The organism is Leuconostoc falkenbergense (assembly GCF_045801155.1).
Classification (GTDB): domain Bacteria; phylum Bacillota; class Bacilli; order Lactobacillales; family Lactobacillaceae; genus Leuconostoc; species Leuconostoc falkenbergense.
The window spans coordinates 401,255-424,681 of sequence record NZ_CP174386.1 but is presented as its reverse complement, the minus strand read 5'-3'; the positions used below and the strand labels follow the sequence as shown (position 1 = coordinate 424,681).

At 39.5% G+C, this 23,427-nt stretch carries 17 protein-coding genes and 1 pseudogene; 5 read left to right on the top strand and 13 right to left on the bottom strand.

Going from position 1 to position 23,427, the window contains the following annotated elements:
* Nucleotides 1-11: 11 nt before the first annotated feature.
* Both ACI3ES_RS02155 and ACI3ES_RS02150 read right to left on the bottom strand, forming a co-directional pair.
* Entirely contained in the window at nucleotides 12-1,349 is a 1,338-nt protein-coding gene (locus tag ACI3ES_RS02155; protein ID WP_114666369.1) for an NAD(P)/FAD-dependent oxidoreductase, read from the bottom strand.
* Between the two features lie 41 nt (nucleotides 1,350-1,390).
* Nucleotides 1,391-3,484, bottom strand: a complete 2,094-nt coding sequence (locus tag ACI3ES_RS02150; RefSeq protein WP_114666368.1) for a DNA topoisomerase — start codon at nucleotides 3,482-3,484, stop codon at nucleotides 1,391-1,393.
* Nucleotides 3,485-3,683: 199 nt separating this feature from the next.
* On the opposite strand from ACI3ES_RS02150, the gene ACI3ES_RS02145 reads away from it, so the two are divergent.
* On the top strand, nucleotides 3,684-3,992 hold the full coding sequence (locus ACI3ES_RS02145; RefSeq protein WP_114666367.1) for a PTS sugar transporter subunit IIB: 309 nt from the start codon (nucleotides 3,684-3,686) through the stop codon (nucleotides 3,990-3,992).
* 38 nt (nucleotides 3,993-4,030) lie between these two features.
* Here ACI3ES_RS02145 and ACI3ES_RS02140 read toward each other — a convergent pair whose 3' ends face one another.
* The 7 genes from ACI3ES_RS02140 to ACI3ES_RS02110 form a co-directional block, all read right to left on the bottom strand.
* Complete coding sequence (locus ACI3ES_RS02140; protein ID WP_114666366.1) at nucleotides 4,031-5,419, bottom strand: DUF2130 domain-containing protein; 1,389 nt, start codon at nucleotides 5,417-5,419, stop codon at nucleotides 4,031-4,033.
* A gap of 155 nt (nucleotides 5,420-5,574) precedes the next feature.
* Nucleotides 5,575-6,837 carry a hypothetical protein gene (locus ACI3ES_RS02135; RefSeq protein WP_114666365.1) on the bottom strand — a complete coding sequence of 421 codons (1,263 nt, stop codon included), beginning with the start codon at nucleotides 6,835-6,837 and terminating at the stop codon, nucleotides 5,575-5,577.
* A 214-nt stretch (nucleotides 6,838-7,051) separates the two neighbouring features.
* Entirely contained in the window at nucleotides 7,052-7,327 is a 276-nt protein-coding gene (locus tag ACI3ES_RS02130) for a hypothetical protein (RefSeq protein WP_114666364.1), read from the bottom strand.
* 218 nt (nucleotides 7,328-7,545) lie between these two features.
* On the bottom strand, nucleotides 7,546-9,984 hold the full coding sequence (locus ACI3ES_RS02125) for a hypothetical protein (RefSeq protein ID WP_114666363.1): 2,439 nt from the start codon (nucleotides 9,982-9,984) through the stop codon (nucleotides 7,546-7,548).
* Nucleotides 9,985-10,291: 307 nt separating this feature from the next.
* Nucleotides 10,292-15,703, bottom strand: a complete 5,412-nt coding sequence (locus tag ACI3ES_RS02120; protein ID WP_407632012.1) for a S8 family serine peptidase — start codon at nucleotides 15,701-15,703, stop codon at nucleotides 10,292-10,294.
* Between the two features lie 282 nt (nucleotides 15,704-15,985).
* Nucleotides 15,986-16,705, bottom strand: a complete 720-nt coding sequence (locus ACI3ES_RS02115; protein ID WP_114666361.1) for a YebC/PmpR family DNA-binding transcriptional regulator — start codon at nucleotides 16,703-16,705, stop codon at nucleotides 15,986-15,988.
* 50 nt (nucleotides 16,706-16,755) lie between these two features.
* Nucleotides 16,756-17,289: an rRNA large subunit pseudouridine synthase E gene (locus ACI3ES_RS02110; protein ID WP_114666360.1), complete on the bottom strand. Its 534-nt coding sequence runs from the start codon at nucleotides 17,287-17,289 to the stop codon at nucleotides 16,756-16,758.
* Nucleotides 17,290-17,483: 194 nt separating this feature from the next.
* Here ACI3ES_RS02110 and hemH point away from each other — a divergent pair, with 194 nt between their 5' ends.
* From hemH to ACI3ES_RS02090, 4 genes and pseudogenes are all read left to right on the top strand, one after another.
* The gene (gene hemH, locus ACI3ES_RS02105) at nucleotides 17,484-18,428 is read left to right on the top strand and encodes a ferrochelatase (protein ID WP_114666359.1); all 945 of its coding nucleotides are present in this window, start codon (nucleotides 17,484-17,486) and stop codon (nucleotides 18,426-18,428) included.
* A complete protein-coding gene (locus ACI3ES_RS02100; protein ID WP_114666358.1) occupies nucleotides 18,421-19,737 on the top strand; it encodes an Nramp family divalent metal transporter in 1,317 nt (438 codons plus the stop codon). Before hemH ends, ACI3ES_RS02100 begins: the two co-directional genes overlap by 8 nt.
* Before the next feature lie 126 nt (nucleotides 19,738-19,863).
* Complete coding sequence (locus ACI3ES_RS02095; RefSeq protein ID WP_242029646.1) at nucleotides 19,864-20,196, top strand: LysM domain-containing protein; 333 nt, start codon at nucleotides 19,864-19,866, stop codon at nucleotides 20,194-20,196.
* 63 nt (nucleotides 20,197-20,259) lie between these two features.
* Nucleotides 20,260-20,508, top strand: a pseudogene (locus ACI3ES_RS02090) (CHAP domain-containing protein); the annotation flags it as partial.
* A 167-nt stretch (nucleotides 20,509-20,675) separates the two neighbouring features.
* Here the strand turns inward: ACI3ES_RS02090 and ACI3ES_RS02085 are convergent.
* The 4 genes from ACI3ES_RS02085 to ACI3ES_RS02070 are packed head-to-tail and all read right to left on the bottom strand — an operon-like array spanning nucleotide 20,676 to nucleotide 23,419.
* Nucleotides 20,676-20,888, bottom strand: a complete 213-nt coding sequence (locus tag ACI3ES_RS02085) for a MetQ/NlpA family ABC transporter substrate-binding protein (protein ID WP_258551931.1) — start codon at nucleotides 20,886-20,888, stop codon at nucleotides 20,676-20,678.
* Nucleotides 20,889-20,913: 25 nt separating this feature from the next.
* Nucleotides 20,914-21,243, bottom strand: coding sequence for an AzlD domain-containing protein (locus tag ACI3ES_RS02080; protein WP_114666357.1), 330 nt, complete (start codon nucleotides 21,241-21,243; stop codon nucleotides 20,914-20,916).
* Nucleotides 21,240-21,938 carry an AzlC family ABC transporter permease gene (locus ACI3ES_RS02075; RefSeq protein ID WP_142511297.1) on the bottom strand — a complete coding sequence of 233 codons (699 nt, stop codon included), beginning with the start codon at nucleotides 21,936-21,938 and terminating at the stop codon, nucleotides 21,240-21,242. Before ACI3ES_RS02075 ends, ACI3ES_RS02080 begins: the two co-directional genes overlap by 4 nt.
* A gap of 11 nt (nucleotides 21,939-21,949) precedes the next feature.
* The gene (locus ACI3ES_RS02070; RefSeq protein ID WP_181809819.1) at nucleotides 21,950-23,419 is read right to left on the bottom strand and encodes a glutamate--cysteine ligase; all 1,470 of its coding nucleotides are present in this window, start codon (nucleotides 23,417-23,419) and stop codon (nucleotides 21,950-21,952) included.
* Nucleotides 23,420-23,427 lie beyond the last annotated feature (8 nt).

Genomic DNA, 23,427 nt, shown 5'->3' with positions numbered 1-23,427 from the left:
TCACACTTTCGTTAATAAAACGCGCCAAACTCGGAACCTAGTGATGGATAAGCATAAATATTTGCTTGTGTATCTGCTAAGGTTCTTTTGTCGTTGATAGCGGTCACAAAATAGTTGATTAATTCTTCTGCTTCCATGGCAATGACACTGGCGCCAACAACCCGCCCATTTTGATCCAGCACTGTACGAATTCTGGCGTTGTCATGATAGCGATAGAAAGTAATGACTTGACTCATATCAACATCAGTGACACGATAACCTAATTGCTCTGCTGCCGCAACCGGTATACCTGTTTGCGCAATACGTGGTGATCCAAACACTACTGCAGGCATAGTTGGAAATGCAATTGGGTCGGTTATTTTTTGAACTATAAGTTGTGCAACATAGCGTCCTTCATAATTACCTGTGGGCACTAACTTTGGCGCTGGACTACCACCCACATCGCCAATTGCGTATACATGCGGATTGCTTGTCCGTAAATAGTCATCAACTGGAATATCGGCTTCATTATAGGTAATGCCGGCCGTTTCAAGTCCTAATTTATCAGCATTCCCGACACGTCCAGCTGTTACAAAAACACGATCTGTTTGGAATTGTGTCCCATCATCAAGCGACACTAATAACTTTTTAGTGTCAGTTTGTTCAATTTTAACTACTGTCGCATCAAAATACCAATCAAAACCTGCTTCTTGTGTTTCAGTAATCCATTGTTTTACCAGTGTTTGGTCGAAGTCACGCAACGCACTATGGCCATGCGTGACAACGCGGGTATGTGCACCTGCGGCATTTGTGATTGTGGCAAATTCGACACCAACATACCCCGCCCCAATAAAAGTTACATCATCTGGTAAATCAGGCAAATTCAAAAAGTCTTCACTGTCTTGTGTCAATTCAGAACCTGGAAAATCAAGCTTTTTAGGGCGTTGACCAACCGCAATGACCCAATCGGTAGCCGTAACCGTGTCAGCGGTATCTGTTATTATCACTGTGTCAGCGTTTATAAACTCACTATGACCATATAACCGCGTTACGCCTGCTTCATCCAATCCACGAACTTTGCGTGGTTCGACGGCATCAACATAACCTTGCTTGTAGGTCATCAAGTCTGACCAATTAATTTTTGAGTATCCTTGTAATCCACGTCCTTGCATGGCGGATTGACGCCTAATACCTTCAACGGCAGAAAGCAATATTTTTTTAGGATCACAGCCATAGTTTGGACACGTACCACCCCATAAATATTGCTCGATAATAACGACTGATTTTCCTAGTGCTTTAGCGGCAAATGCTGCTGCTAGACCAGCTGGTCCGGAACCAATCACGCCGACGTCATATTGATATTGTGCCATTTTTGCCTCACTTAATTTTTTATTATTATACAATACAGTCGTTATTTTTTTGGTTTTGGATTAAGCTTAAAACCATAAAATGTATTACCTTTAAATGTTTGCTTGGCTAATTTGCCAACTGCTGTGTACGGCTTACCACGTTTAGATTTAGCAGGAAAACTCACTTCTGCCCCAGATAACAACTTTTGCAGTTCATCATCAGTAAATACATGGCCACTCCATTCTTGAGCAAATGTAACTTCTTGCCCCTGCCAAGTGCCAGTCATTTTTTCTGACACTTTTCTTGGCTTTCGAACTTTTGGTTTGGGTTTTCCTAATAAAGTTTCTAAAGACTGCGCATTATTGACCATAATTGGCAGATCATGTTCAACCACTTTAGTGGCTGAATCAAGCACCTGCGTCATCGTCATCTCAAACTGGCCCACTTGATCCATCATTTCAAATAATCGCTTGGTAATTTTGGGCGAGGCAATCCAAGTATCTTTAACCATAATAGCGGAGACGTTACCTGTCTCTGTTAAGTCTAACTTCCCTCTTTTTTCAGATAGCATGGCTTTAGTACCACGCGCCATTTCAGAAAGTGTCGCGACACGTGTCGCACCAGTACCGACGTTATGCTTTTCTAAGAATGCCATAATCCACTTCGTTGTTGGTGCTTGTGGTTTTGGATTAGCGCCTTCGTGCAAATAAGGCATCGCGTCAGGTCCCAATTTCCCTTTAGTAGCGTTGTTCTCATCCTCTTCCCCATCATCAACTTTAATGGCTTTTTGAGCATCATAGACTAGTTTAAAGTTGAGTTTAATTGGCACATTGAATGCCGTTTTAAAGTCGGGATAATCTTGTAAATTAGCTGTGACGTGATCATAGACATAATCTTCTGCTAACATTGCCAAGTAGTTCTTAGCCAATACATCATAAATGGCTGGTCCACTAGCACCGTACTTTGACAATGACTCGGTTGTGTTAGGGACATTTTCACCTGGCCGATTGGCACCGTGCGCTCCTTGTGCTTTGACATGAGTTGGGCGAGGTGTCCGATGTGTTAACAGTGAGGGATCAATACCGACAACTGCCGCAATACGGTCTACTAAAGGCAACAAATCATTAAATTGATCTGGCGTCACTGTTTTATCTTCAGTTCTTGGGTACGAGACGACTTGCGCCTCATACATTTTTTGATAAGTACTCAAAACTTCTTTAGAAGAGAAGCCACGCGGGGCTAAAATTGACGCTAAGCCGGCTAAATCAAGTAGCTTTCCGGGCGCTTGCGTACGGGTTTGGTGTTTTTCATTAACAACGACGCTGTTATGATATTGCTCAATATCTTCCTCTGCTTGTGCTTTCGTCGAAAAGCGCCATGGCACCACATCGCCTTGTGGTGTCACGCGTCCAAAAATATGTCCTGCCGGATCTTTGAACTTCACCTCAAAAAATGGCATTTTAACATAGTTTTTAATAGCTTCAAGTTGCTGATAAATACGCCAAACAATGACTGATTTCAGGCGTCCTTCACGGGCAACAACTTGAAAACCGGCCTTTTTGGCAGAAGTGGTAGCAATACGGGTAAGTTGCATGGACGCAAAGTCCCAGCGATTGCGACTTTCACCTTTGATGTATTCACCATCAGCCATTTTGTCAGACACATCACGTAACTGACGCATTGCTTTTTGAATGCCGGTCGTTGACTCATCCATAAAATTTGCCCGAAGCACTTGTCCGCGCCAACTGATTGCGTCTAAAGCTTCCCAAGCAAGTAATTCGCCCTCTCCTGACGGATCAGTATCAGTGGCAATTATAATCGCGTCAAAGCCTGCTTTAGATTCTTTTTTTAGATCGTCAATGAGCTTTTTCGTCGACTCTATTTTGCCTGTTCGCAAATTGCGCTGTTTGATGTACGTACGTGCCCACGAAAAATCTTCTAATCGCCAAGGTAAATGTTTAATGAGCCATGATTTGTATTGTTTTTTGAGGTCTTCTGCCACCATTTGTTCTGGATCTTTGAGTGTCATCACATGACCACGTAAATTAGTAATGGTATAGGTGAAGTTGTCAAACGATCCTGATTTGCCGCCCAGTGCTTTGCCAAAATTAGCGGCTGCGGATGGTTTTTCAGTTAGGATGAGATAATTAGGCATAGTAATGTGTGCGCTATCCTTCTAAGGTTAATTGACTCTATTTTAACAGATTGTGCAAGTCACTGCCCTCTGCCTGAACTAACGCCTAATCTATTGTACGATTTTAATTTAGATAACGCTTATGCGTATGAAACAAAAAATAACACTTACTTTTAGTAAGTGTTATACTAAAGACAAATCAAGAAAGTAGGTCAATAAAATGTCAGAAATTCTATTAGTTGATGCCGCGGGCATGTCAATTTCAATGTTGTCGAATAAAATGGATCAATATAGCACAGCTCACAATTTAGGCTACCATGTTGAAGGTATCGCTGATGCCGCTGCTGAAGAGCATATTGCTCACGTCAAGCCCGCCATTATCATGATTGCACCTCAAGTAAGCTACTTGTTTGATAAATATAATGATAAATTCGGCGCCGACATTCCGGTTGTTAACATTGAAATGATGGCTTATGGCACGATGAATGCTGAAAAAATTATAGGTGCAGCGATTGAGCAAATCGGCTAACAACCTCCGGAAGTGGCACGTCTAAAATAGTTTTCCCCTCACTCCCCCAAACCATCAAACTTCGCTTTCATCGTTGGATTACCTCTCGTCAGTTTCTTGACGCTGACATCTTCCAACTTATTATTTGCCAAACGCAGTTGGTTTTCGGAGGTTGTGAGTGAGCGCTTGACGGCTTCCATGCGGGCGATGGCTTTGTCGATTTCGTCAATGGCACTTTTGAAGTTTTTTGAGGCGCTTTGGTAATTTTTGCCAAAGGCATTCTTGAAATTCGTTAAATCGCTTTCAAAATGAGTGATATCAATATTTTGTTCACGAACTTGTTCGAGTTCTTGCTTATATGCCACGGAGTTCAATGCGGCGTTGCGCAACACGCCAATAAACTGGATAAAGAATTGCGGACGAATCACGTACATTTTGTCGTAGTCATTAACCTGCACAATACCAGTGTTATACAAGTCACTATCGGCTTCCAGCATTGATACTAGCACGGCGTATTCTGTGTTTTTCTCGCGGCGATCTTTGTCTAATTCTTTGAAAAAATCAGTATTTTTGTGCTTGGAAGCTGTTGTGTCGGCTTCATTTTTCATATCAAACATAATGCTGACAAATTCTGTCCCATCTTGATAATCACGGAAAATGAAATCACCCTTTGAATTGGTCTCAGACAATGCGTTGTCTTTTTCAAAATAGGCGTTTGGGAACGCGTAAGGTCGTATTTTATTAAATTCAGTCATCGCGTATTGTTCCAAACTCTCACCAATCTCCTTAGTCGATTGGCGTGCCTTGAAATCTTTATAAAACTCAACCTGTTCGTTAGCAGACTTCAACTGGGCTTCATATTGATCTTTCACATTAGCAATTTGGAGTTCTTTTTCTTTGTCCTTAAGCTGTAATTGTGATGTCAATTCGGACACTTTTTGGTCGCGCTGTGACAGTTCACTTTGAGCCGTTGCGTCTTTTTTAAGTAATTGTGTTTCCAATTCAGCTTGGTGTTGTTGCTTAATCGTTTCAATTTGCGACTCAAGCGCTGTGATTTTGGCCTGTTTATCAGTCAACGTATCTTTCAAATCCAAATCTTTTTGTGTCAGCTGTGCCTTGAGTTCAACGTTATTTTGCTCAGTGATACTTTTTAATTGTGTCTCAAGAGCGACAATTTTGTTTTCTTTATCATTGATATTTTCTTGTAGCGTCGCTTTTTGTTGTTGGAGCTGGTTTTCCAGTTCAGCTTTTGCTTGTGCTTGCCGTTGAGCTTCCCATTCCGTCTTGGCTTGCACCAATTTGTCATCTAAAATTTCAGCAATCGTCCCGTTAATGACACTCGTGTCAATGTTTTGTTCGTCAGTCAAATCAACGATATCACCTGCTTTGGCATCTTCATCCAAAACCAATTCCGTTTGTGACGCAATGTGAAATTTTACCTTTGCCATGTGAGATTATCCTTTTTAATTCATGAATTGTAGTCAATATAATCATTCTCATTATAGCAAAAATCAGGTTTTGCTATTATGTTTTATCATATCAATTTAATAAAACTTGTGTATCGTTTTAGTCAATAGAAAAAGGCACACCAGAACGGTGTGCCTTATTTGTTACGATTAGTGCTGTCAATGACTTCTGATGTGTTAAAGAATGGGTTGAGCACTGAGTTGGTGCCATTCAAATCATCTGTCATGCGAATACCGTCAACATTAATACGCGCTTGGCGATAATACTTTGTCGTCATCTCGCCCCACGACGTGTGAGACGCATCGACGTTCTCATAGATTTCAAAGCCTTTCTGTCGCAGGTAGGCAAACTTCTCGTTATTATCTTGATACCCCTGCCAATCACCAATGTCTGCACCAAATGGAAAAATCAAAATGTTCGTCTTGCCGACAACAGGTTGCACTTCCTTTTCCCAACGGTCTGTATCAAGCTTGACATCCGCCACAGAAGAAGTCTTCATATTTAAATGTCCCCATGAATGTGAGGCAAAATTCCAGCCGTCTGCTTTCAAGGCTGCGACGACTTTAAGCGCTTTTTTCGTTTCGCGTTTGGTCTTAGCAGTGTCGCCGTATTGTGATACGGATGTCCGGTAGCCAAGGACACCATTATAACCGGTCACCGCCAACGTTCCTTTATCCCCACGGTATGAAAAATCAGGGTGAGCTTTGATAAATTCATCAACGATTGGCACCAAATCATAATTACCAACCGAGGTCTTACCATTAGCGTCAATATATTCATTCTTGATGCCGTTCTTGGTAGCCACCAGCTTCGAGGCAAATCCAGAATTGATCATGTATTCATAATAATTGACATCATCTTGCGACAAAACCAATGGCGTCTTACCCTTTGGCAAACTAACCCCATCAAAGACTAACTCGCCTTTGTCGTTTTTCTTCACCAATCGCTCAGAATTAACCAATACGTAGCCTTTGGCATAGAGTTGCGTCAACATCTTATTAAATTCGCCAATAGTGACCATGTAATCCTTGTAACCTTGCCCCTTTTGTGACGTAAAGGCGCGCGTTGGATCAACAATTAAGCTGTGGAAAAATAAATGACTGTACTTGTCCGGATCGTTCCATGCTACAAGGTTGGACTGACTGGCTTCAATTTCTTTTTTGAGCGATTTAGCCTTGGTTGAGTTGTCATTGGTAATTGATTTAAGGCTTTTGGCGTAGTTATATTGTTGATAGTCTAGCTTAGCTTGGGCAACCGAATTTGCTTTGTGAGACTTTCCGGTCAACACAGCCTTAGGTGCAGAAGTAGCGCTTTTTTTCGTCTGGCTCATCTTACCAACCGACCAACAAGCCACTATGCCCAAAAGCATCACTAAGACCATATAAGCAACTTTTTTCATCTATTATCAACCTCTACATCGCAATTATTATTGACATATGAACTCTTTAGTTCACACATTATCAATATCAATCTAATTTTAACATAATTGTAGTATAACTGTTATATTTGAAGTTATTGCGGGTAGAATGTGAACTATATTCGAATTTTTGTGATATCGAGCACTTTTTAATTAGCGTGATTTGAGTTGGCCGCTTTAATCATGAACCAATGATTCAGTTACCGAAAAACTTCAAATTATAAAGTATGCCAAAAAACCAATCGCTTTTGTGCAACTGCTTCAACAATACTTTGCCATCATCGGACAACTTACTATCCAGAGAAAGCTTTTGAAATGACTTAGCCAAATGTGTGAGTTCTTTGTCCTGCCACACTTTTGGACGGCCTAAATTAACAATACTATTTTGAATCACTTGCTTTTCAATGTCATTCAAATCCGGATGGTTTTCTATAAATTTTTTTAGATAATTGCGTTTATCTGTTTTAAACATTTTCCCCTCAATTCGTTCATATACAAAAGTTGTTAATATATCCCTTAATGATATCATTAAATTGATATGAGATATCGACAATCATTTGATAGCACTCTGTTGTTGGTGTTCATATCATTAATATAAAACAAACACCTACAAGACAAAGAGCGAATTGCCTTGTAGGTGTTTGTTTACTTTATGATACTGACTCAATTTATTTGTTAAATTACATATGATTACTCAACGAAGTGATCAGCTGCAACCGGAGTCTTCTTACCGTTGTTTAACGCCCCTAATTCGTTATCACCATCTTTGACTAACTTAATGAAAGATACGTCTTCTTGATCGTAGTGTTTATCGTGGTAATCCTGTACCCATGCATTTTGTGATTTATCAAATCCTGTGCCAGTATAGCTGAAATTTTGATACATAGTTTTTTGTTCAGTAGTTGGACTTGTATGTTGATTATTCTGGTAAAATCCTAATCCAATATTATAGGTTGGTGATCGAACGAAACCGGCATCTTCGCCTGTAAAACTATAATCGCGATCTCCTCCTATGATTCGATTTTTCTGCCCAAGCCCGCTAAAGCCCAACACCTGAATACCATTCACTTCACGAGTTACAGTATTTGCGAGTATACTGTTGATACCACCTTTATTTCGACTTGACGCACTAGTGTTTACAACCCCTATATCGTCGATTGACATAACATTTTCATACGCTTTGTCCCAATCAGGATTATTATTAGGAATATCATGATTCCATACCCAGCAAGCTCCAAAAAAGATATTGTTTTCACCACCAGACATCTTTTTAACCGCCGGAAGATCATTTTTTTCAACCATGTGTTTAGCAGCATACGCAGCAGGTCCAGATACTAGTTTACTATAAACCCACTTATTATTGCGGTATGAGTAAAGCATTTTGCCATCGTTTGATGTTTTTTCTTCTGCTTTTAGTTTGCCTGGTAAGGGGCTACCGTTAACGTCATATACTGGGGCTTCTCCAATTTTGTCATAGTCTATTTCATTTTGGATTTTCATAGCCTCGTCGTATTTCGCCTTGAGTTTTATACATTCGGGATCATCATTTCTGAATGGATCCGAAGCATGATCTTGCATGTACTTATCATAAGCCTGACTGGCAACATACGTTTTATTTCTAGCATCGGATAAAATCTGGTCATAGTGCGAATCAAAACGAATGTCCTTCTTAACAGGCTTATTCTCAACCTCTAGCGCATATGCATAATCCACAGCATTTACATTGGCTCCCAATATATTATCTTCACTCGAATTAATAAACACACTACTATTGTTATATTTATAAACCCATTGATTCTTGTCGTACTCGTCTAAATCATACGAATCATTATGACCATTATCTGATTGGACATCATATCCTAAGCGCATTAGATCATCTCGGGCATTTGACCTCAACCCATTAAACAGCGTATATGATATCGGACATCTTTCCTTAAATTCAGAATCAATTGTTGTGCCATTAGTTTTTGCTGCCGTCACACTTGCCTTATAATCATCACTTGCCGTAATCTGATCAAGTTGACCCTTAACTCGGAAGTAATCAAAGAATATGGCGGTCATCATATCACTCGCCCATACAGTATAGTGACTCATAACATATTCAGCAAATGCTTCACGTGTTGCAAACGTTTGCGTATTGAAAAATTCCCTTAACGATTCATAATTACTCATTACTCGGAAAATATTGTTTTCTTTAAAATCTGAACTAACGATAGCAGCTCCAAACTTACAAAAATCGTTGAAAACTTGTAGATTCTCTGAGTCTGGTACCTCTACAGCATCTTGTTGCTTATCATCGAATCCCCATTTAGAGGTATGGTAGAGCTTAGCATATTCATTCACATACTTTTGGACATCATCTTTGTCCTTACTGGCAAGGTTAATGTGATGACCTGATTGATATTGAGAAATTTTCCCAGCAACGGTGCCAAATGGTGTTCTCGTATCTTTAAGCTTGTCCTTAAAAGATTCAATTCTATTTTCAATTGAGGCTTGATTAATCTTATCCGATAAAGCGCTACCAACATTGTCTAAGTGTATACCCAAATCGTCAAGTTTCTTACCTATCTCATTGAGTTTGTCATCTGTTTTATCTCTTGCGGCTGGTGTAAACCAGTCAATCAAACAACTCAATAATGAACCAATTGGTCCAGCAAAACCAAGTGCCCTCATAATCGTTGGCTTGTTGACTGATTCAATGAACTTTTCACCAATGATTGTAGCGAGATAACCGACTGAGTCGGCAGCTAACTTTGCATCAGAGGCAGGTTTGTTTTCACCATACATCGCTTTTTGTTGTTGATAATAGTTTGTTGCCTTGAATTTTTGTTGGAAATTCTTATCATCAAAAGCAATGATGTCCGATTTCTTTACGTCACTATCTGCTTTATTCGAGTCAGTAGTACCTGAATCATCTTGTTTTGTCGCTGTAACGGTATTAGTCTTTTTGTCGGCAGACTTTTTCTCGTCCGTTTTCTGCGCCGGCTTAGTTTCTGCCGCTTTCTTAACTTGTTGTGCCACTGCCTTTTGAACCACCTCAGCGTGCACAACTTCAATGCCACGCGTGGCACTGACAAAAATTGGGCTTAGAGCAACGCTAATTAATAGCGCTGATTTAAGTTTGGACATGTTTGTTTCTCCCTAATCACATTTTTGTTCATCTCATGAACTCTTTGAACATTTATATGGTTTATACGCTAAATATGTCTACCCCATAAACGAATTGTGAATTGAATTTCGACCAAATGGTCATAATTTGGTGAAAAACACTTGTACAGTATACAAATTTTCATGATTTCAGGACAATTTTGGTGTTTTTGTAAACAAAATGTGAAGTTGGAATTTTGATCAATTGTAAGCGGTATCACACAAAAACCGATTGAATATTGTTAGAATTCAACCGGTTTACTACAATAAATTTATGTCTCAAGTTAATTTACTTACCAACTTGATGAACCACAACTTCATACGTATCACCCACATTACCAGTATCTGTTAACTGATATGGCATAATGTTGTATGTTGCAGTCTCGTGCTTATTTAACTTGTAAGTCTTACTGAACTTCTCTGGGGCAAAGCCAAGATATAGCGTGCCATACTTGCTAGCACCGTCCCAGTTAGTTTGACCAACAAAGACATTTTCACCGTTGACATTCACAGCAACACCTGTATTATAGGCAGATACCTGCCCGCTCAACGTAAAGCTAGTGTTTGTCGTGTAGACATCAAAATGGTGGCTATTAGGTCGTTGCACCCAATGCGTGTCAGTGTCAAGATGAATTGCTGGTTGACTCAGGTTAGTTTTCAACACATGTTCTTGTGTCTTGGCAGTTGTTTCACCTTGAACTGTTTGATCATATTTCACGACAAACGCTTTTTCAACAACAGGTCCAACGTGATGCGCTACAAACTTAAAGCTACCATCTGGGTTAATGGTGACTTGATTTGATTTGTCGTCTGGGTTAGCACTATTCAAGACAAAACGCAGATTTTTGATAGAAGGAATTGCATAACCCGTGATTGTATAATCTTGTGTGAATGGATTATAGCACGTTAGAGCACCATTTTCATCAAGCAAGTTGCTTGATGTAACTGCGATATCAGAACCAATCATCATAATTGGCCATTTATCATTAAGCCCCAAAGACTCAGCATTGTGTTCTGGTTTTAATGGTAGAATTGCGTCATTTTCCTCGCCATTGTCTTTAACAGATGATAAGCTTTCGCCTTCTGGTAAACGATAGACCGGCATGCTAAATGTCTTACTAAAATCAGACAATTGCCAACGATAGTGATACAAAGGATCGTTGGGCGAAACATCTTTTTGTAAACAGGCATCATTGAAAAACCAGTTTTCACCACCTGCTGGTGTTACAATACGCGGCAATATATCACTATACTCGGCTTCATAACCAGTAAACTGAACACTCTGAAGACCGTTACTAGCACAATCCTTTGATCCTCCACCTTCATAGTTGCTAGCTTTTTTTAATAGATTAAGACTGTTATTTTGTAAGTTAGCTAATGTTTGTGCGTCCCAAAGGCCGATCTGACCACTATAGGCCCCATCAGCAGGTAATTTAGTGGCCTCAACATTCTTTTCTAGACCATGCTGTCCAGTATAGACTTGCATATTTAAGTGATTATCAGTCCAAGTTGGGTGTGCAACACAAATCGTGCCAGATTCCTTATCAATCACTTGATTATTATAAATCAACACCTTATCTGGCATATGAGCACCAGTGAAAGCACCTTTGATATTTAGGCTACTTGTACTATACGGCACGACAAGAATTTCATGATTTCCTCGCTTAATCCATTTACCATGAGATTCGTTTGCTAAAGCTGTTTGATCTATTTCAGTATCAATTCCTTCGCCAACAGGAATCTCTGGTACCACAGGCTTAGTCAACTCTTTACCAGATTCGTCAGTAAACTTAAGATATCCAAGTTTACCCACTTTAATTCTTGTTGACCAGTTACCCTTTTTAGCCGTCACGGCAACATGGTCAATTTGTTTGTCTTGACTATCAAATGACGTGACATTAAATTGTTTATTTTGATTCCAAGAACCATTAATTTGAATTGACCAATACTTTGAATCTACTGCTTTTAAATCAAAGGCGTTGATACTTTTATGCTCACTTGGCGCACTATTGGGATCAACGTGTTCTCCAGTTTCAACATGAACACGATTTGCATCCATTGACAAGTTACTATTCTCACCATCAACTTTAGTTATTTTAATCATATTTTGATAATCAACAGTAAATTTGCTTGCCAATTGATCTACTTGAGTATTAGTTTCTTTGGTACCCTCAACGGGTAGCTTAAATTGACTTTCATACCAATCGCCATTTCCAGCACGGTCACGCAAAGTAATTTCAACCTTGTTATCTTGCTTTTTCAAGTTTTCAACCTGGTCTTTGTTCAAAAGAATATCAAAATAATTGTGTAACCAGTCAGAAGCTTTCTCCTTCTCAGGTGTGTCAAACTGATTAGAACTTAGGATCGAATTCAAACGTAAATCAACTCTGCCACCCACGTAATCATTAGAAAGGTCAAACAAACCAGAACCTTTTTCATCAATGTCGGCAGTTAAATGAACCCCGTCTTTTTTATACTTCAAATGTGCATTTTTAACTTTCGGCATGATATTATCGACGGTTAACTTACGGAATACCGTCTCAGTTTTAGCACCATCTAACATTTTGGCTTTAGTGCGGATGTAATAGACCCCATCAGCTACCTTTTCAGATTTACCTGTTTTAGTATTTGGTACAGTGCCATTCCATTCTGTACTAATTAGTCCCGGCTTAGACTGCTGATAAGTTGCTAAATGCGTCAGGACGGTCTTTTTATCCGCTCCCAACACGTCAACATCAATTTGTTTCGTCCAACGTAACATGTATTCTAAATCAACGGCTGACTGATGCGCACTACTCTTTTGAAATGAGATAGCCGCGTGATCATTATCACTTGTATATTGTGTAACGTATTCATTAGAAGCAATACCCGTATTTCCTGTGACTAATGGTCGCAAATAATGAGAATCACCTAAATAACCCCAGCCTTTAATTGATCCTTTTTCTTGTGCTGGCTTATCAATGACTTGTCCTGCGTCCCAATCACCATAGTAGCCAAAGTAAGGAATATTGGCTGCAGGTTCGCTGTCTTTGGTAGATTTAACTTGAACATAGCCTTCTACCCAGCTCTGCTTAGTTTGAGTTTTTGGCACAGTGACTGTCACGGCAACCGTCTTTGTCTGACCAGCTGGCACAGAAACTTGATTTTTACTGGTTGTCAATTTAGCGTTAGCAATGTTATGCTCACTCACTAAATCGAGATAGGGTTGTTCATCACGATAATAGTAAGTCCCAACACCATTCAAACTGGTTGTATCTAATGCTATACCGTCGGAGTTATAGGTTGTTCGAATACCCACTTCGTTTGGTGACTTGGAATCAGTGGTACGAATTTCAGTTGCCACACCACCAAGTCCTTTAATCGAATAGGTAGCTGCTTTATTACCGACGTTTTTGATATTCAAGCTAAATGTCTTCGTCTGTCCGCTGAAGCTCTTCAAATCAACTGCACCATCTTGATCTTTGGCATCAGTAACAACTGTATGTGATTTAATAGCATTGTCAACTTGAACTAAACCAGCACCTTGTTGACGTGGTGAATAATAAGCTTGACCATCTTTACTGTATACTGGTTGTGCTGTATTTTGTAGCAATGTCTTCATATTCCTGATGAACTTATTGCTACCTTGACCAAGATTGATATGTTGTTTTTTAGCTTGTTGCTTCAACAATGCCACTGTTCCAGCAACAAATGGTGATGCCATACTTGTGCCACTCATTTGTGCATAATCTTTATTAGACAATGACCAAATATTACCGCCAACACCGGTAACATCAGGCTTCAAGTTCAAGTCTGGCGTACATCCCCAAGATGTGAACGTACTCATCTTGCCTGTGTTTTGATTGTCTGAAGTTGTCGTCGTTGGTGCACTTAGCGACGCGTTTGCTACTTCTTTTCTTTTATTAGCGTCTTCATTTGTTGCATCTTCTGGTAGTACCTCTTTTTCATAATAATCAGGCGCTAATTCTCTTACCTTAGCAAGCAATTGTTTCCCACTTTGATAGGATATCAACATTGCAGGTGCATTTTCATCATCTACCGGTGCAAAATCGCAGCCTGGCAATGGTCGATCTTTATAATCAATTAAAATCACCATATCGACATTGTTATTTTTTGCAGCCTTCTGCATATCTTTAATTGTCGTACCGGCATTAGGATCCGGATTGTATTGAATGATTTTGATTTTATGAGCGTCCGAAGAACGATCGAAACCTTTTGAAAACCAATCAGCTTTTTTGGTCTCGTCAAAGTTTCTCTCGCCATCAACCCATGGCACATCATTATCCTTAATCGTATGTTTTTTCGTCCAAAAGCTATCTGGAATCCCTGGTGACACACGCACCGGCACTTTATCACTAAATGTCTTGCCTGTGCTATCTGAGAAGTTTGTCGTCAACGCATGTGTTTGTGTGCCCTCCATTGATGCTACTGATATAGCCCCGTCAGCAAGTGACATGGAACTAATTGAAATATCTTCTTCAGGATTATGGGCAACAGTATGTAAATCAGATTGTTCAGCTGATGCTCGACCATCATTTGACGCTGCCACAACGGGAACAACACCCAACTTTGCCGCTCGATTTAAAGCAGCCGTTTCTGGCATCAGACTAGAATAGTTAGTCAATGATGATCCCAGTGACAAGTTCAACACGTCAGCGCCAAGCTTCACTGAATCTTCAATGGCGTCCACAATCGAGTCGGTTGACGCCCCATCGTGATGATTACTGAACACTTTCATATCCAGCAATTGCGCTTCAGGTGCCACCCCTTTGACTTTACCGTTAGCCGCCAAGATACCAGCCACGTGCTGTCCGTGTTCGTGAGTAATACCGCTGTCTTTTAACTCATCTTGAGAATCAATGTTATCCGCATAATTGTGGGCGAATGGCACTTTGTTGGACTGGTAAACACCATACGAACTGAATTTTTGGAACAGTTTTGAACTATCTTTGCTTAACTTAGCCTGTTTACTACCTGTGGTGGTTAATTTCAAATCAGGGTGTGTGTAATCGATGCCCGAATCAATGTCAGCAATCAACATGCCACTGCCGTCGCCGCCATGCGCCGAACGCCAGTCGTCAGTGACTTGGGCAAGGTCATTATCATTAGAATTTGCCGGCTGATAAACACTTTGAATGTGGACTTCTTTCACGCCAGCAATCGCTGACAATTGCTTCACTTGTGTTGGCTTAGCCATAATCGACAAAGTATTGACCAAATACCCGCTTTGTTTTAGAACTTTTTTACCGGTGATTTGCTCGGCACGATTTTTGATTGGCGTTTGCTGGTCAATTACGTTTTGCTCGGCTTGATTGATACGATTTAGCGTTGCTGACGTACCGTCAGGGTTTGGGGTGCTTGATTTTTGCGCTGCTGCCTCATCTGACAAACTCAAAGTCATTTTGACATAAGTATTAGACTTTTCTGCTAACGTCATTTCCTTAGGCTTTTTGCCTTGCGCAGTGAGTTGCGTGTCATAAGGCGTCTCAATCCCTTTTGTTTTCAAATCATCAGCTTTTTGTGCTTTAGTTTTGACAACCGTTGTCGGGAAGTTCTGGACGACCGTCTGCAATTTTTGCTGTTTTGCGGTCTTGTAGGGCGCTAGGCGATGCTGCTGATAGGTGTTGACACCAACCGTTGTACCAGCAATAGCCATCAAGGCAAAGCCCGAGAACATTAGATAAGTTCGTCGTTTTCTCATATTATTCTCTCTTATTCAAATTTTTTGTTCATGAACATTGCACCATTATAGTATAAAATTTACCCCATAAACCATTTTTTCACAGTTTGTTTACAAACTTCTTTTTTTGGACACAATTCCTCATAAAAGCTATTTTAAAGCCTTTACAGCAACTTTCAGGTGTTTAATTAACCTATTTCGCGTCCATTATTAACCACATTTTGAAAATGGTAATTTTATTATTTTTAGCACATATTTGCACAAAAAAAGCCAATAACATGTTATTGGCTTAGTGAAAGATATTTATGATAAGGTCACGTTGTGGTGAACTTGTTGCACGTCTTCATCTGACTCTAAGGCGTCAACTAATTTTTCGAATGCTTCCAAATCGTCACCTTCAAGTGTCATTTCTGATTGTGGCAACATCGTAATTTCAGTGGTTGAAAATTCAGATACACCACTGTCGCGCAATGCCGCAATTGCTTGATGCAGTGCAGTTGGTTCTGTATAAACAACGACTTGATCATCTTGTTGTTCCGCATCACGAACGTCTACTTCAGCGTCTAATAATGTCTCTAAGGCACCATCAGCATCATCTCCTTCAAAGACAATCACACCAGTCTCATCAAAAAGATAGCTAACTGAACCTGAAGCGCCATAAGTACCACCATTTTTGTTAAAGGCCGTGCGAACGTTGGTTGCTGTACGATTAACGTTAGAAGTTAAGGTATCCACAATAATTAATGACCCATTGGGACCAAATCCTTCATAGCGTCCTTCAATGAAAGTCTCATCGCCCGAACCCTTGGCTTTTTCCAAAGCACGTTCGATAACATGCTTTGGCACCTGCGCTTGCTTGGCACGTTCGATAACAAACTTCAAAGTTGAGTTAGCTTCGGGGTCAGGACTACCACCTTGCTTGGCAGCAGCATAAATTTCAATCCCATATTTACTGTTAACTTTGGCGGCAGCACCATCAGTCTGCGCCTTTTTCATTTTAATGTTTTCCCATTTACGTCCCATGAGGTCACCTCTTTTAATTTATATCTTTTACTATTATACCGGTTCGTCGCCTATTTCACCACACGATACTGGCCCGGCTTCAAATCAGCAATGTGATAGTCACCAATATGCGTGCGAATCAACCGTAACGTCGGAATTCCCACAGCTGCTGTCATACGACGCACTTGACGATTGCGCCCCTCTTTGATTTTGAGTTGAATAAAACTCGTCGGTTGATTTTGCCGGACGCGGATCGGCTTTTCACGCTCCCATAGCCATTTTGGATAAGGAATTCGTTTCACTTTGGCCGGTAAGGTCATGCCATCTTTGAGCATGACACCTTGCGCTAATTCACGCAGTTGGGCTTTTGTTGGAATACCGTCTACTTGAACGACATAAGTTTTGTAGGCTTTATTCTCGGGGTCAGTTAGTTCATGGTTCAACTTGCCATTGTCGGTTAGCAACAACAGCCCTTCACTATCCATGTCTAAACGCCCTGCCGCATAAACACGCGGAATGTCAATATAGTCAGCTAAAGTGGGTCTCCCTTGATCATCTGTGAATTTTGTCAATACATTATAAGGTTTATTAAATAGTACAATCATGCTGTTGTAGTAGTGTCCTTTTCATTGTAAAAAAAGAAGCAAATCAATGCGGTGATTTGCTTTAATAGCATTATTATTGTATCACATCCACCAATAGTCACTGTAACAAACTGAGAGATTATCCCATTTCTTGTACTATTTTTATCAAACGATAAGGACTTGCTTCAATTTATACTAGTTAGTGAGGAAAAATTATGAAAAATAGTCTATTAATTGTTAATCTCGGCACGCCAGCCGAGCCTACCACACAAGCAGTCAAACAGTATCTCAAAGTCTTCTTGTCCGACCATAATGTCATTCAAATGCCAAAATGGTTATGGCACCCAATTCTCAATCACATTATTTTGCCAACTCGTTCATGGCGTTCAGCGACGTTTTATCAACATGTTTGGCAACCATTGGGTTCACCTTTGATGCAATATACAGAATTGCAAGTACAACAAATTCAAGCGCTTTTGCCTGACTGGCAGGTTAGCTATGCCATGACTTACGGTCAACCAAGTATTGCTGGTGAACTACACAAATTACAAAACGCCGGTGTTGACAACATCGTTGTCCTCCCACTTTTTCCACAATACAGTACTACAACCACAAAATCCATTGTTGAACAAGTCGAAGCCACAGGAATTCCCACACAAATCATTACTGACTTTTACCAACACGAACGTTATCAACAACTTCTCGTTAAGACGGTGGCTAATCAGTGGAATCCTGATAAATATGATCAGTTGCTGGTCAGTTACCACGGCATTCCCAGCTCATATGTCCGCAAAGGCGATCCATACTTACAACAATGTACGGACACAACCGCAAATTTGATGTCATTGGTACCGTCACTCAACCGCGACAATGTCACCCAAGTATTCCAGTCAAAGTTTGGTCCCATGCCTTGGTTAAAACCTTATCTACGGCCAACCTTGCAACAATTACCTGTACTCGGTAAACGACGTATCTTGATTGTAACACCATCATTTGTCGCTGATTGTCTCGAAACCCTTGAAGAAATTAATGTCCAAGGCTATCAAACTTTTGGCAGTGCTGGCGGCGAATTGTATGATGTCGTGCCACCTTTTAACGATTCCCCTGACTTTTCTAGCTTTTTAGCACAGTTAGCCACTGACGAGGTGGCTCATGACTGAGAAAAGTCTCTCTGAAATTAACAATTCTGTTACCGTGCCAAGCGTTTATGAAAGTGCATTTTGGCGAAAATTCTTAGCTTATAGTGGCCCCGGCGCTCTAATTGCTGTGGGTTATATGGATCCGGGCAATTGGCTCACGTCGATAATGGGTGGTATTCATTATCATTATTTACTATTGTCAGTCATTTTGATGTCAATTTTAGTGGCGATGCTAATGCAATATTTAGCCGCCAAACTTGGTGTTGTGACACAACTTGATTTGGCACAAATTATTCGTCAGCACGTTAATCGTCCCGTTGCAATCTTATTGTGGTTATTATCTGAACTCGCCATGATGGCAACCGATATCACCTCGGTAGTCGGTTCTGCGATTGCATTAACGTTACTGTTTAAAATACCATTATTTATCGGCATTTTAATTACTAGTTTGGACGTTTTATTGCTACTCGCTTTGCTACGATTTGGTATTCAACGCGTTGAAGCGATTGTTTTTATTTTAATTTTTGCTGTTGGTTTAGTATTTGCTTACGAAGTTGCATTATCACAACCGCAACTAGGTGATTTATTACGTGGCTATTGCCCACAAATTAGCTTAATCCACCATTCGCAATTAATCCTATCACTTGGTATTATCGGTGCCACAATTATGCCTCATAATTTATTTTTACATTCCTCTTTGTCGCAAACCCGTCGTTTTGACCACGACGATCCGGCGCAAGTTGCTGAAGCTGTGAGATTTTCCAAATGGGACTCCAACGTTCATTTACTTGTCGCTTTGATTATCAACTCTTTGTTACTGATTCTTGGCGCTGCCCTGTTCTACGGTACGCAAGCCAATTTATCTGCTTTCAGTGACTTGTACCATGCGTTGCAAAATCCCCATTTAGCGGGTAAAATTGCGTCACCATTTTTGAGCACTTTGTTTGCTATCGCCTTATTCGCCTCAGGTCAAAACGCCACCATCACTGGTACATTAAGTGGGCAAATTGTCATGGAAGGTTTCACAAACTTGAAACTACCACTCTGGTTAAGACGTGTTATCACGCGTCTCTTGGCAATTATCCCTGTTATTTTACTGGTGATCTTATTTGGCGCAAAAGAAGGTGTGCTCGACCAACTGATTGTTTACTCACAAATTTTTCTCAGTATAGCGTTGCCATTTTCGATGTTTCCACTCGTGTATTTCACCAGCAAAACACGCTACATGACGACAAGATTTGTTAACCAAAAGTGGGTGACTGTACTGGGTTATTTGATTGCGAGTGTTTTGACTATTTTGAATGTGCAGTTGATTTTGAGTGTGTTTTAAGAATGCCATTTTTTCTAAACATAGAAAAATCACAAACAAATCACAATTCAACCACAATCTCACAATATCTAGGTTATATCATGATTATAGAATATATTTTGATTATTAACTACGAAGGAGCATTGTATGAATTCATCACTTGTAAAAACTATTTTCTTAACTGCCGCAACTATGAGCGTAGCATTTGCCATGTCAAACACGGAGGTCAGTGCAGATACTCATCGTGTCGTTAGAGGTGAAACCGTTTATGATATTGCGCTAGCCAATAATACCTCAGTTTCAGAAATTGTCCGAATTAATGGTCTCCCCTCAAATGGGCATTGGATATATGTTGGAAACGAATTGAAAGTTAATGAACAAGCAGAAACCAATACATCGGATACAGAAAACAATCACGACGCTGCATTCGTAGCTATTGACAAGCGTAACGAAAATATTAATAACGCAAAAAATAGCTAACCATTTGGGCAATGCACTTGGTATGTCAAAGCGAGTTTAGGCTGGGTTGGTAATTATTGGGGTAACGCACAGGACTGGGCCAAGTCAGCAAAAACAGCAGGGTATCAAGTTAACGGAGAAGCCAAACAGGGTAGCGTCGCTGTATTTTCAGCAGGATTACACGGTGCAGATGCAACCTATGGGCACGTTGCTGTCGTGGAAAACGTTAATTCAGATGGCACAATCTTAATTTCTGAAGGAAACGCTGGTCGCGGTCTTTATAGCACCAGAACAGTACCTACTGCAAGTGTCCAATTCATTCATCAAAATTAATTGCCATATCTTATCAACATACAATAGCCATAACACTAATATCAGTGTTATGGCTATTGTTTTACTCAACATAAACTCATGCAATGCTTGGATGGTTCATTTCTAACGACTTATCAAGCCATTTTTTATGATAAATCGCTTGCATAGGCATAGCAATGAAAAATCAGTTATTGTACCTTTGGTGCGCCCTTCCAAACAGCAATTTCTCCGGTGCCACTTTTGTTATCAATATAGTCCGCCACATTATCGGATTGATACGCTTTAACAAATTTTTTGATTGCAGCACTATTTTTCTTGCTTTTTGTTGTTGCAATAATATTAATGCCGCCATGTGTACTCTTATTAACTGGCTGTACATATATCGCTGATTGAGTAGAGATACTACTTAATTCTTATATTTTTTTACTATGATAACAATGTTGTGAATAGCACATAGGAAATTACGCCAACAAAAATTGTCAACAATAAGTCCTTTGATAGAATGGCAACTACAAGGGTAGGTAACGACGCTGTGAAGTTAGCATAATTAACTTCAGGCAAAACACCTGAACTCTGATCAAAGAGATTTTGAAACCATAATGTTGACAAAATAGTAATTGGTAAAATAGTTAAAAATTTTTCAACTTTTTTAGACAAATGACGTTGGTTTAATAAAACAAATGGTAATGTACGGGATGACAGGGTTATTGCACCACACAATAGAATAACCACTATATTAAAATTACTGTACTTCATTTTTCAAATTGTGCTCCTAGATAACTTATGACAATTGGGACAACTAAAATCAAAATATTCTTTGGTATAAAAATTAGTCCAAAATAAAAACATAACAATGTAGCTACAATAATAGAAACTTGATATATCCGACGATGATTCTTATCTGAAACAACCTGTAACCACAATAATCCAATGAACATTGCTGTAATCGAAAAGTTTAATCCTAACTTCTCTGCATTTTCTAGCAATCCACCTGCTATACCACCTATCAAGGTGGCAATTAGCCAAGTAACATAAGCACTTACATTAATTTTGTTTAACCATTCAGCCGTTATTGGTTTATTTCCTATGAACGTCTGGTTGAGTGATATTGCAAATGTTTCATCTGTCAATAAGGATCCCACAGTAATTTTTTTTAGTAAAGTTTCATCTTTGAGCAAATTAGCAGTGGTTAAACTCATCAAAATAATGCGAGAATTAATCAAGAAAACTGAAATCAATATAGTAAGTATTGGTGTCCCAGTAGTTAGCATGGTGATCAGCGCAAACTGGACAGATCCAGCATAGACAAAGGCTGAAATCATCATAATCACGGTTAAATTTAATCCAGCCGTTCTCGCCATTATACCAAACGCTGCTCCGATACCTAGATAACCAAACATTATTGGTAGGAACGTCTTAATTGTAGAAATATCAATTATTCGGTTATTCATAGCATTACCTGTCAATGATTAATATCTTTGTTTTGATCAAAATAATTAGATAGTTCCACATTGTGATCAATTAGTTGACTTCTATCACCAAATTTTAAATATAATTGATAATGATTAATTTTTTCCGTTTCAATACCTAACTTTAGTGCCTGCGCGTAAGTTCGATTTAGAGAATCCTTTTTTGAGATAAAATAATCGAACTCTTTTTTCAACTGTTCTGCACGATTTTTGCCTATATACAAAGCAAACTCTGACAGTGACCCATGACTAATCTTTTTTTGTAACCTGCCACCCACAGTTAACCTTGGTGAGGATAAAGTTTCAGTCAGATAGTCAATAGCTTCTTTAAAACGCGATTTTAAAAAATCTGGTACGTCAATTAACAAGGTACTCAAACGAGTTATCAAGTCCTCATATACCGCAAGTATTTCGTCGTTTTTTATTAACTCACTCGGATGAACAAGCGCAATATCATCATTCCATGCCTCTGATTTGTGAAGTTCTTCCCTTGTCCAGTCTTTAGAGTTAACAACAGAATCAATGACCATTAGATGGAGAAAATCAAGCGCGCGTTGCGATATACCATCAATTGAAAACGGGTCGGTATCAAAAATTCTGAATTCTAAATAATCTGTCCCGTTGTCGACCAACGATTTAACCGCTCCCTTGCCTTTCAACCTCACTGGCCCATAAAATTCACTTTGCTCATAAAAATGATGATTTTCAACCAAGTAATCAATTTGTTTAATATAACTTTCAAAATCTAAATACTGAATTTGATCATGTGATTGATTAGTAAAACCCAAACTGCTAGAACGCCAAGAACGAACAGGCTCAATATCAGGATGATTTGTAACCAATTTATCATCTTGATTTTCAGTCAGAGGACTAGCACCAAATAAAAAAGTAAACAGCCAACGATAGGCAGCAATGTGCTTGGCAATCTGGAAATAAAGACGATTTTTAGCGTCCACGAATGACACTAATTTGTTTTGTCCACTGTACAAATAAATCAATTCATCTGGTAGCGACATACTGACATGCACCCCAGTCATGATATGCTGATACGGCCCGTATTTTTGGGTTAAATAATCACGATATTTTTGGTACCAAGGACGCTCAAAATGTGTCAATAAGTAATCAACATCTTCATTTTCCAAGTGAGGGGGCATTGAAAGTGGCCATACTACCTCGTCTTTTTTTAACGTGCTCGCTAATATCATCTGAAGCTCATGTAACTGTGCAAGTGCTTCTGCTGAAGAAGAATGTGGAGCTGTTACTAACTCTTCTTGACTCTCCGAAAAATCAGTTTGAAAATATGGATTAAATCTTCTTGATTCAAATTCGTTGGAATGTGAATATCTTGATAATGACTGAGTTGATAACTGCACACGATGTTCTTCAATTTCAACACCAAAAGTGGCATCTGACAAAAAAGAAAGCAGCCGCTTTCTTTTTAAACGATCAATATTTTGTGCCATTATGGATA

Excerpts from the sequence above, each read along its gene's own strand:
- ACI3ES_RS02155 (WP_114666369.1), bottom strand. The coding sequence starts at position 1,349 with ATGGCACAATATCAATATGACGTCGGCGTGATTGGTTCCGGACCAGCT.
- ACI3ES_RS02150 (WP_114666368.1), bottom strand. The coding sequence starts at position 3,484 with ATGCCTAATTATCTCATCCTAACTGAAAAACCATCCGCAGCCGCTAAT.
- ACI3ES_RS02145 (WP_114666367.1), top strand. The coding sequence starts at position 3,684 with ATGTCAGAAATTCTATTAGTTGATGCCGCGGGCATGTCAATTTCAATG.
- ACI3ES_RS02140 (WP_114666366.1), bottom strand. The coding sequence starts at position 5,419 with ATGGCAAAGGTAAAATTTCACATTGCGTCACAAACGGAATTGGTTTTG.
- ACI3ES_RS02135 (WP_114666365.1), bottom strand. The coding sequence starts at position 6,837 with ATGAAAAAAGTTGCTTATATGGTCTTAGTGATGCTTTTGGGCATAGTG.
- ACI3ES_RS02130 (WP_114666364.1), bottom strand. The coding sequence starts at position 7,327 with ATGTTTAAAACAGATAAACGCAATTATCTAAAAAAATTTATAGAAAAC.
- ACI3ES_RS02125 (WP_114666363.1), bottom strand. The coding sequence starts at position 9,984 with ATGTCCAAACTTAAATCAGCGCTATTAATTAGCGTTGCTCTAAGCCCA.
- ACI3ES_RS02120 (WP_407632012.1), bottom strand. The coding sequence starts at position 15,703 with ATGAGAAAACGACGAACTTATCTAATGTTCTCGGGCTTTGCCTTGATG.
- ACI3ES_RS02115 (WP_114666361.1), bottom strand. The coding sequence starts at position 16,705 with ATGGGACGTAAATGGGAAAACATTAAAATGAAAAAGGCGCAGACTGAT.
- ACI3ES_RS02110 (WP_114666360.1), bottom strand. The coding sequence starts at position 17,289 with ATGATTGTACTATTTAATAAACCTTATAATGTATTGACAAAATTCACA.
- hemH (WP_114666359.1), top strand. The coding sequence starts at position 17,484 with ATGAAAAATAGTCTATTAATTGTTAATCTCGGCACGCCAGCCGAGCCT.
- ACI3ES_RS02100 (WP_114666358.1), top strand. The coding sequence starts at position 18,421 with ATGACTGAGAAAAGTCTCTCTGAAATTAACAATTCTGTTACCGTGCCA.
- ACI3ES_RS02095 (WP_242029646.1), top strand. The coding sequence starts at position 19,864 with ATGAATTCATCACTTGTAAAAACTATTTTCTTAACTGCCGCAACTATG.
- ACI3ES_RS02080 (WP_114666357.1), bottom strand. The coding sequence starts at position 21,243 with ATGAAGTACAGTAATTTTAATATAGTGGTTATTCTATTGTGTGGTGCA.
- ACI3ES_RS02075 (WP_142511297.1), bottom strand. The coding sequence starts at position 21,938 with ATGAATAACCGAATAATTGATATTTCTACAATTAAGACGTTCCTACCA.
- ACI3ES_RS02070 (WP_181809819.1), bottom strand. The coding sequence starts at position 23,419 with ATGGCACAAAATATTGATCGTTTAAAAAGAAAGCGGCTGCTTTCTTTT.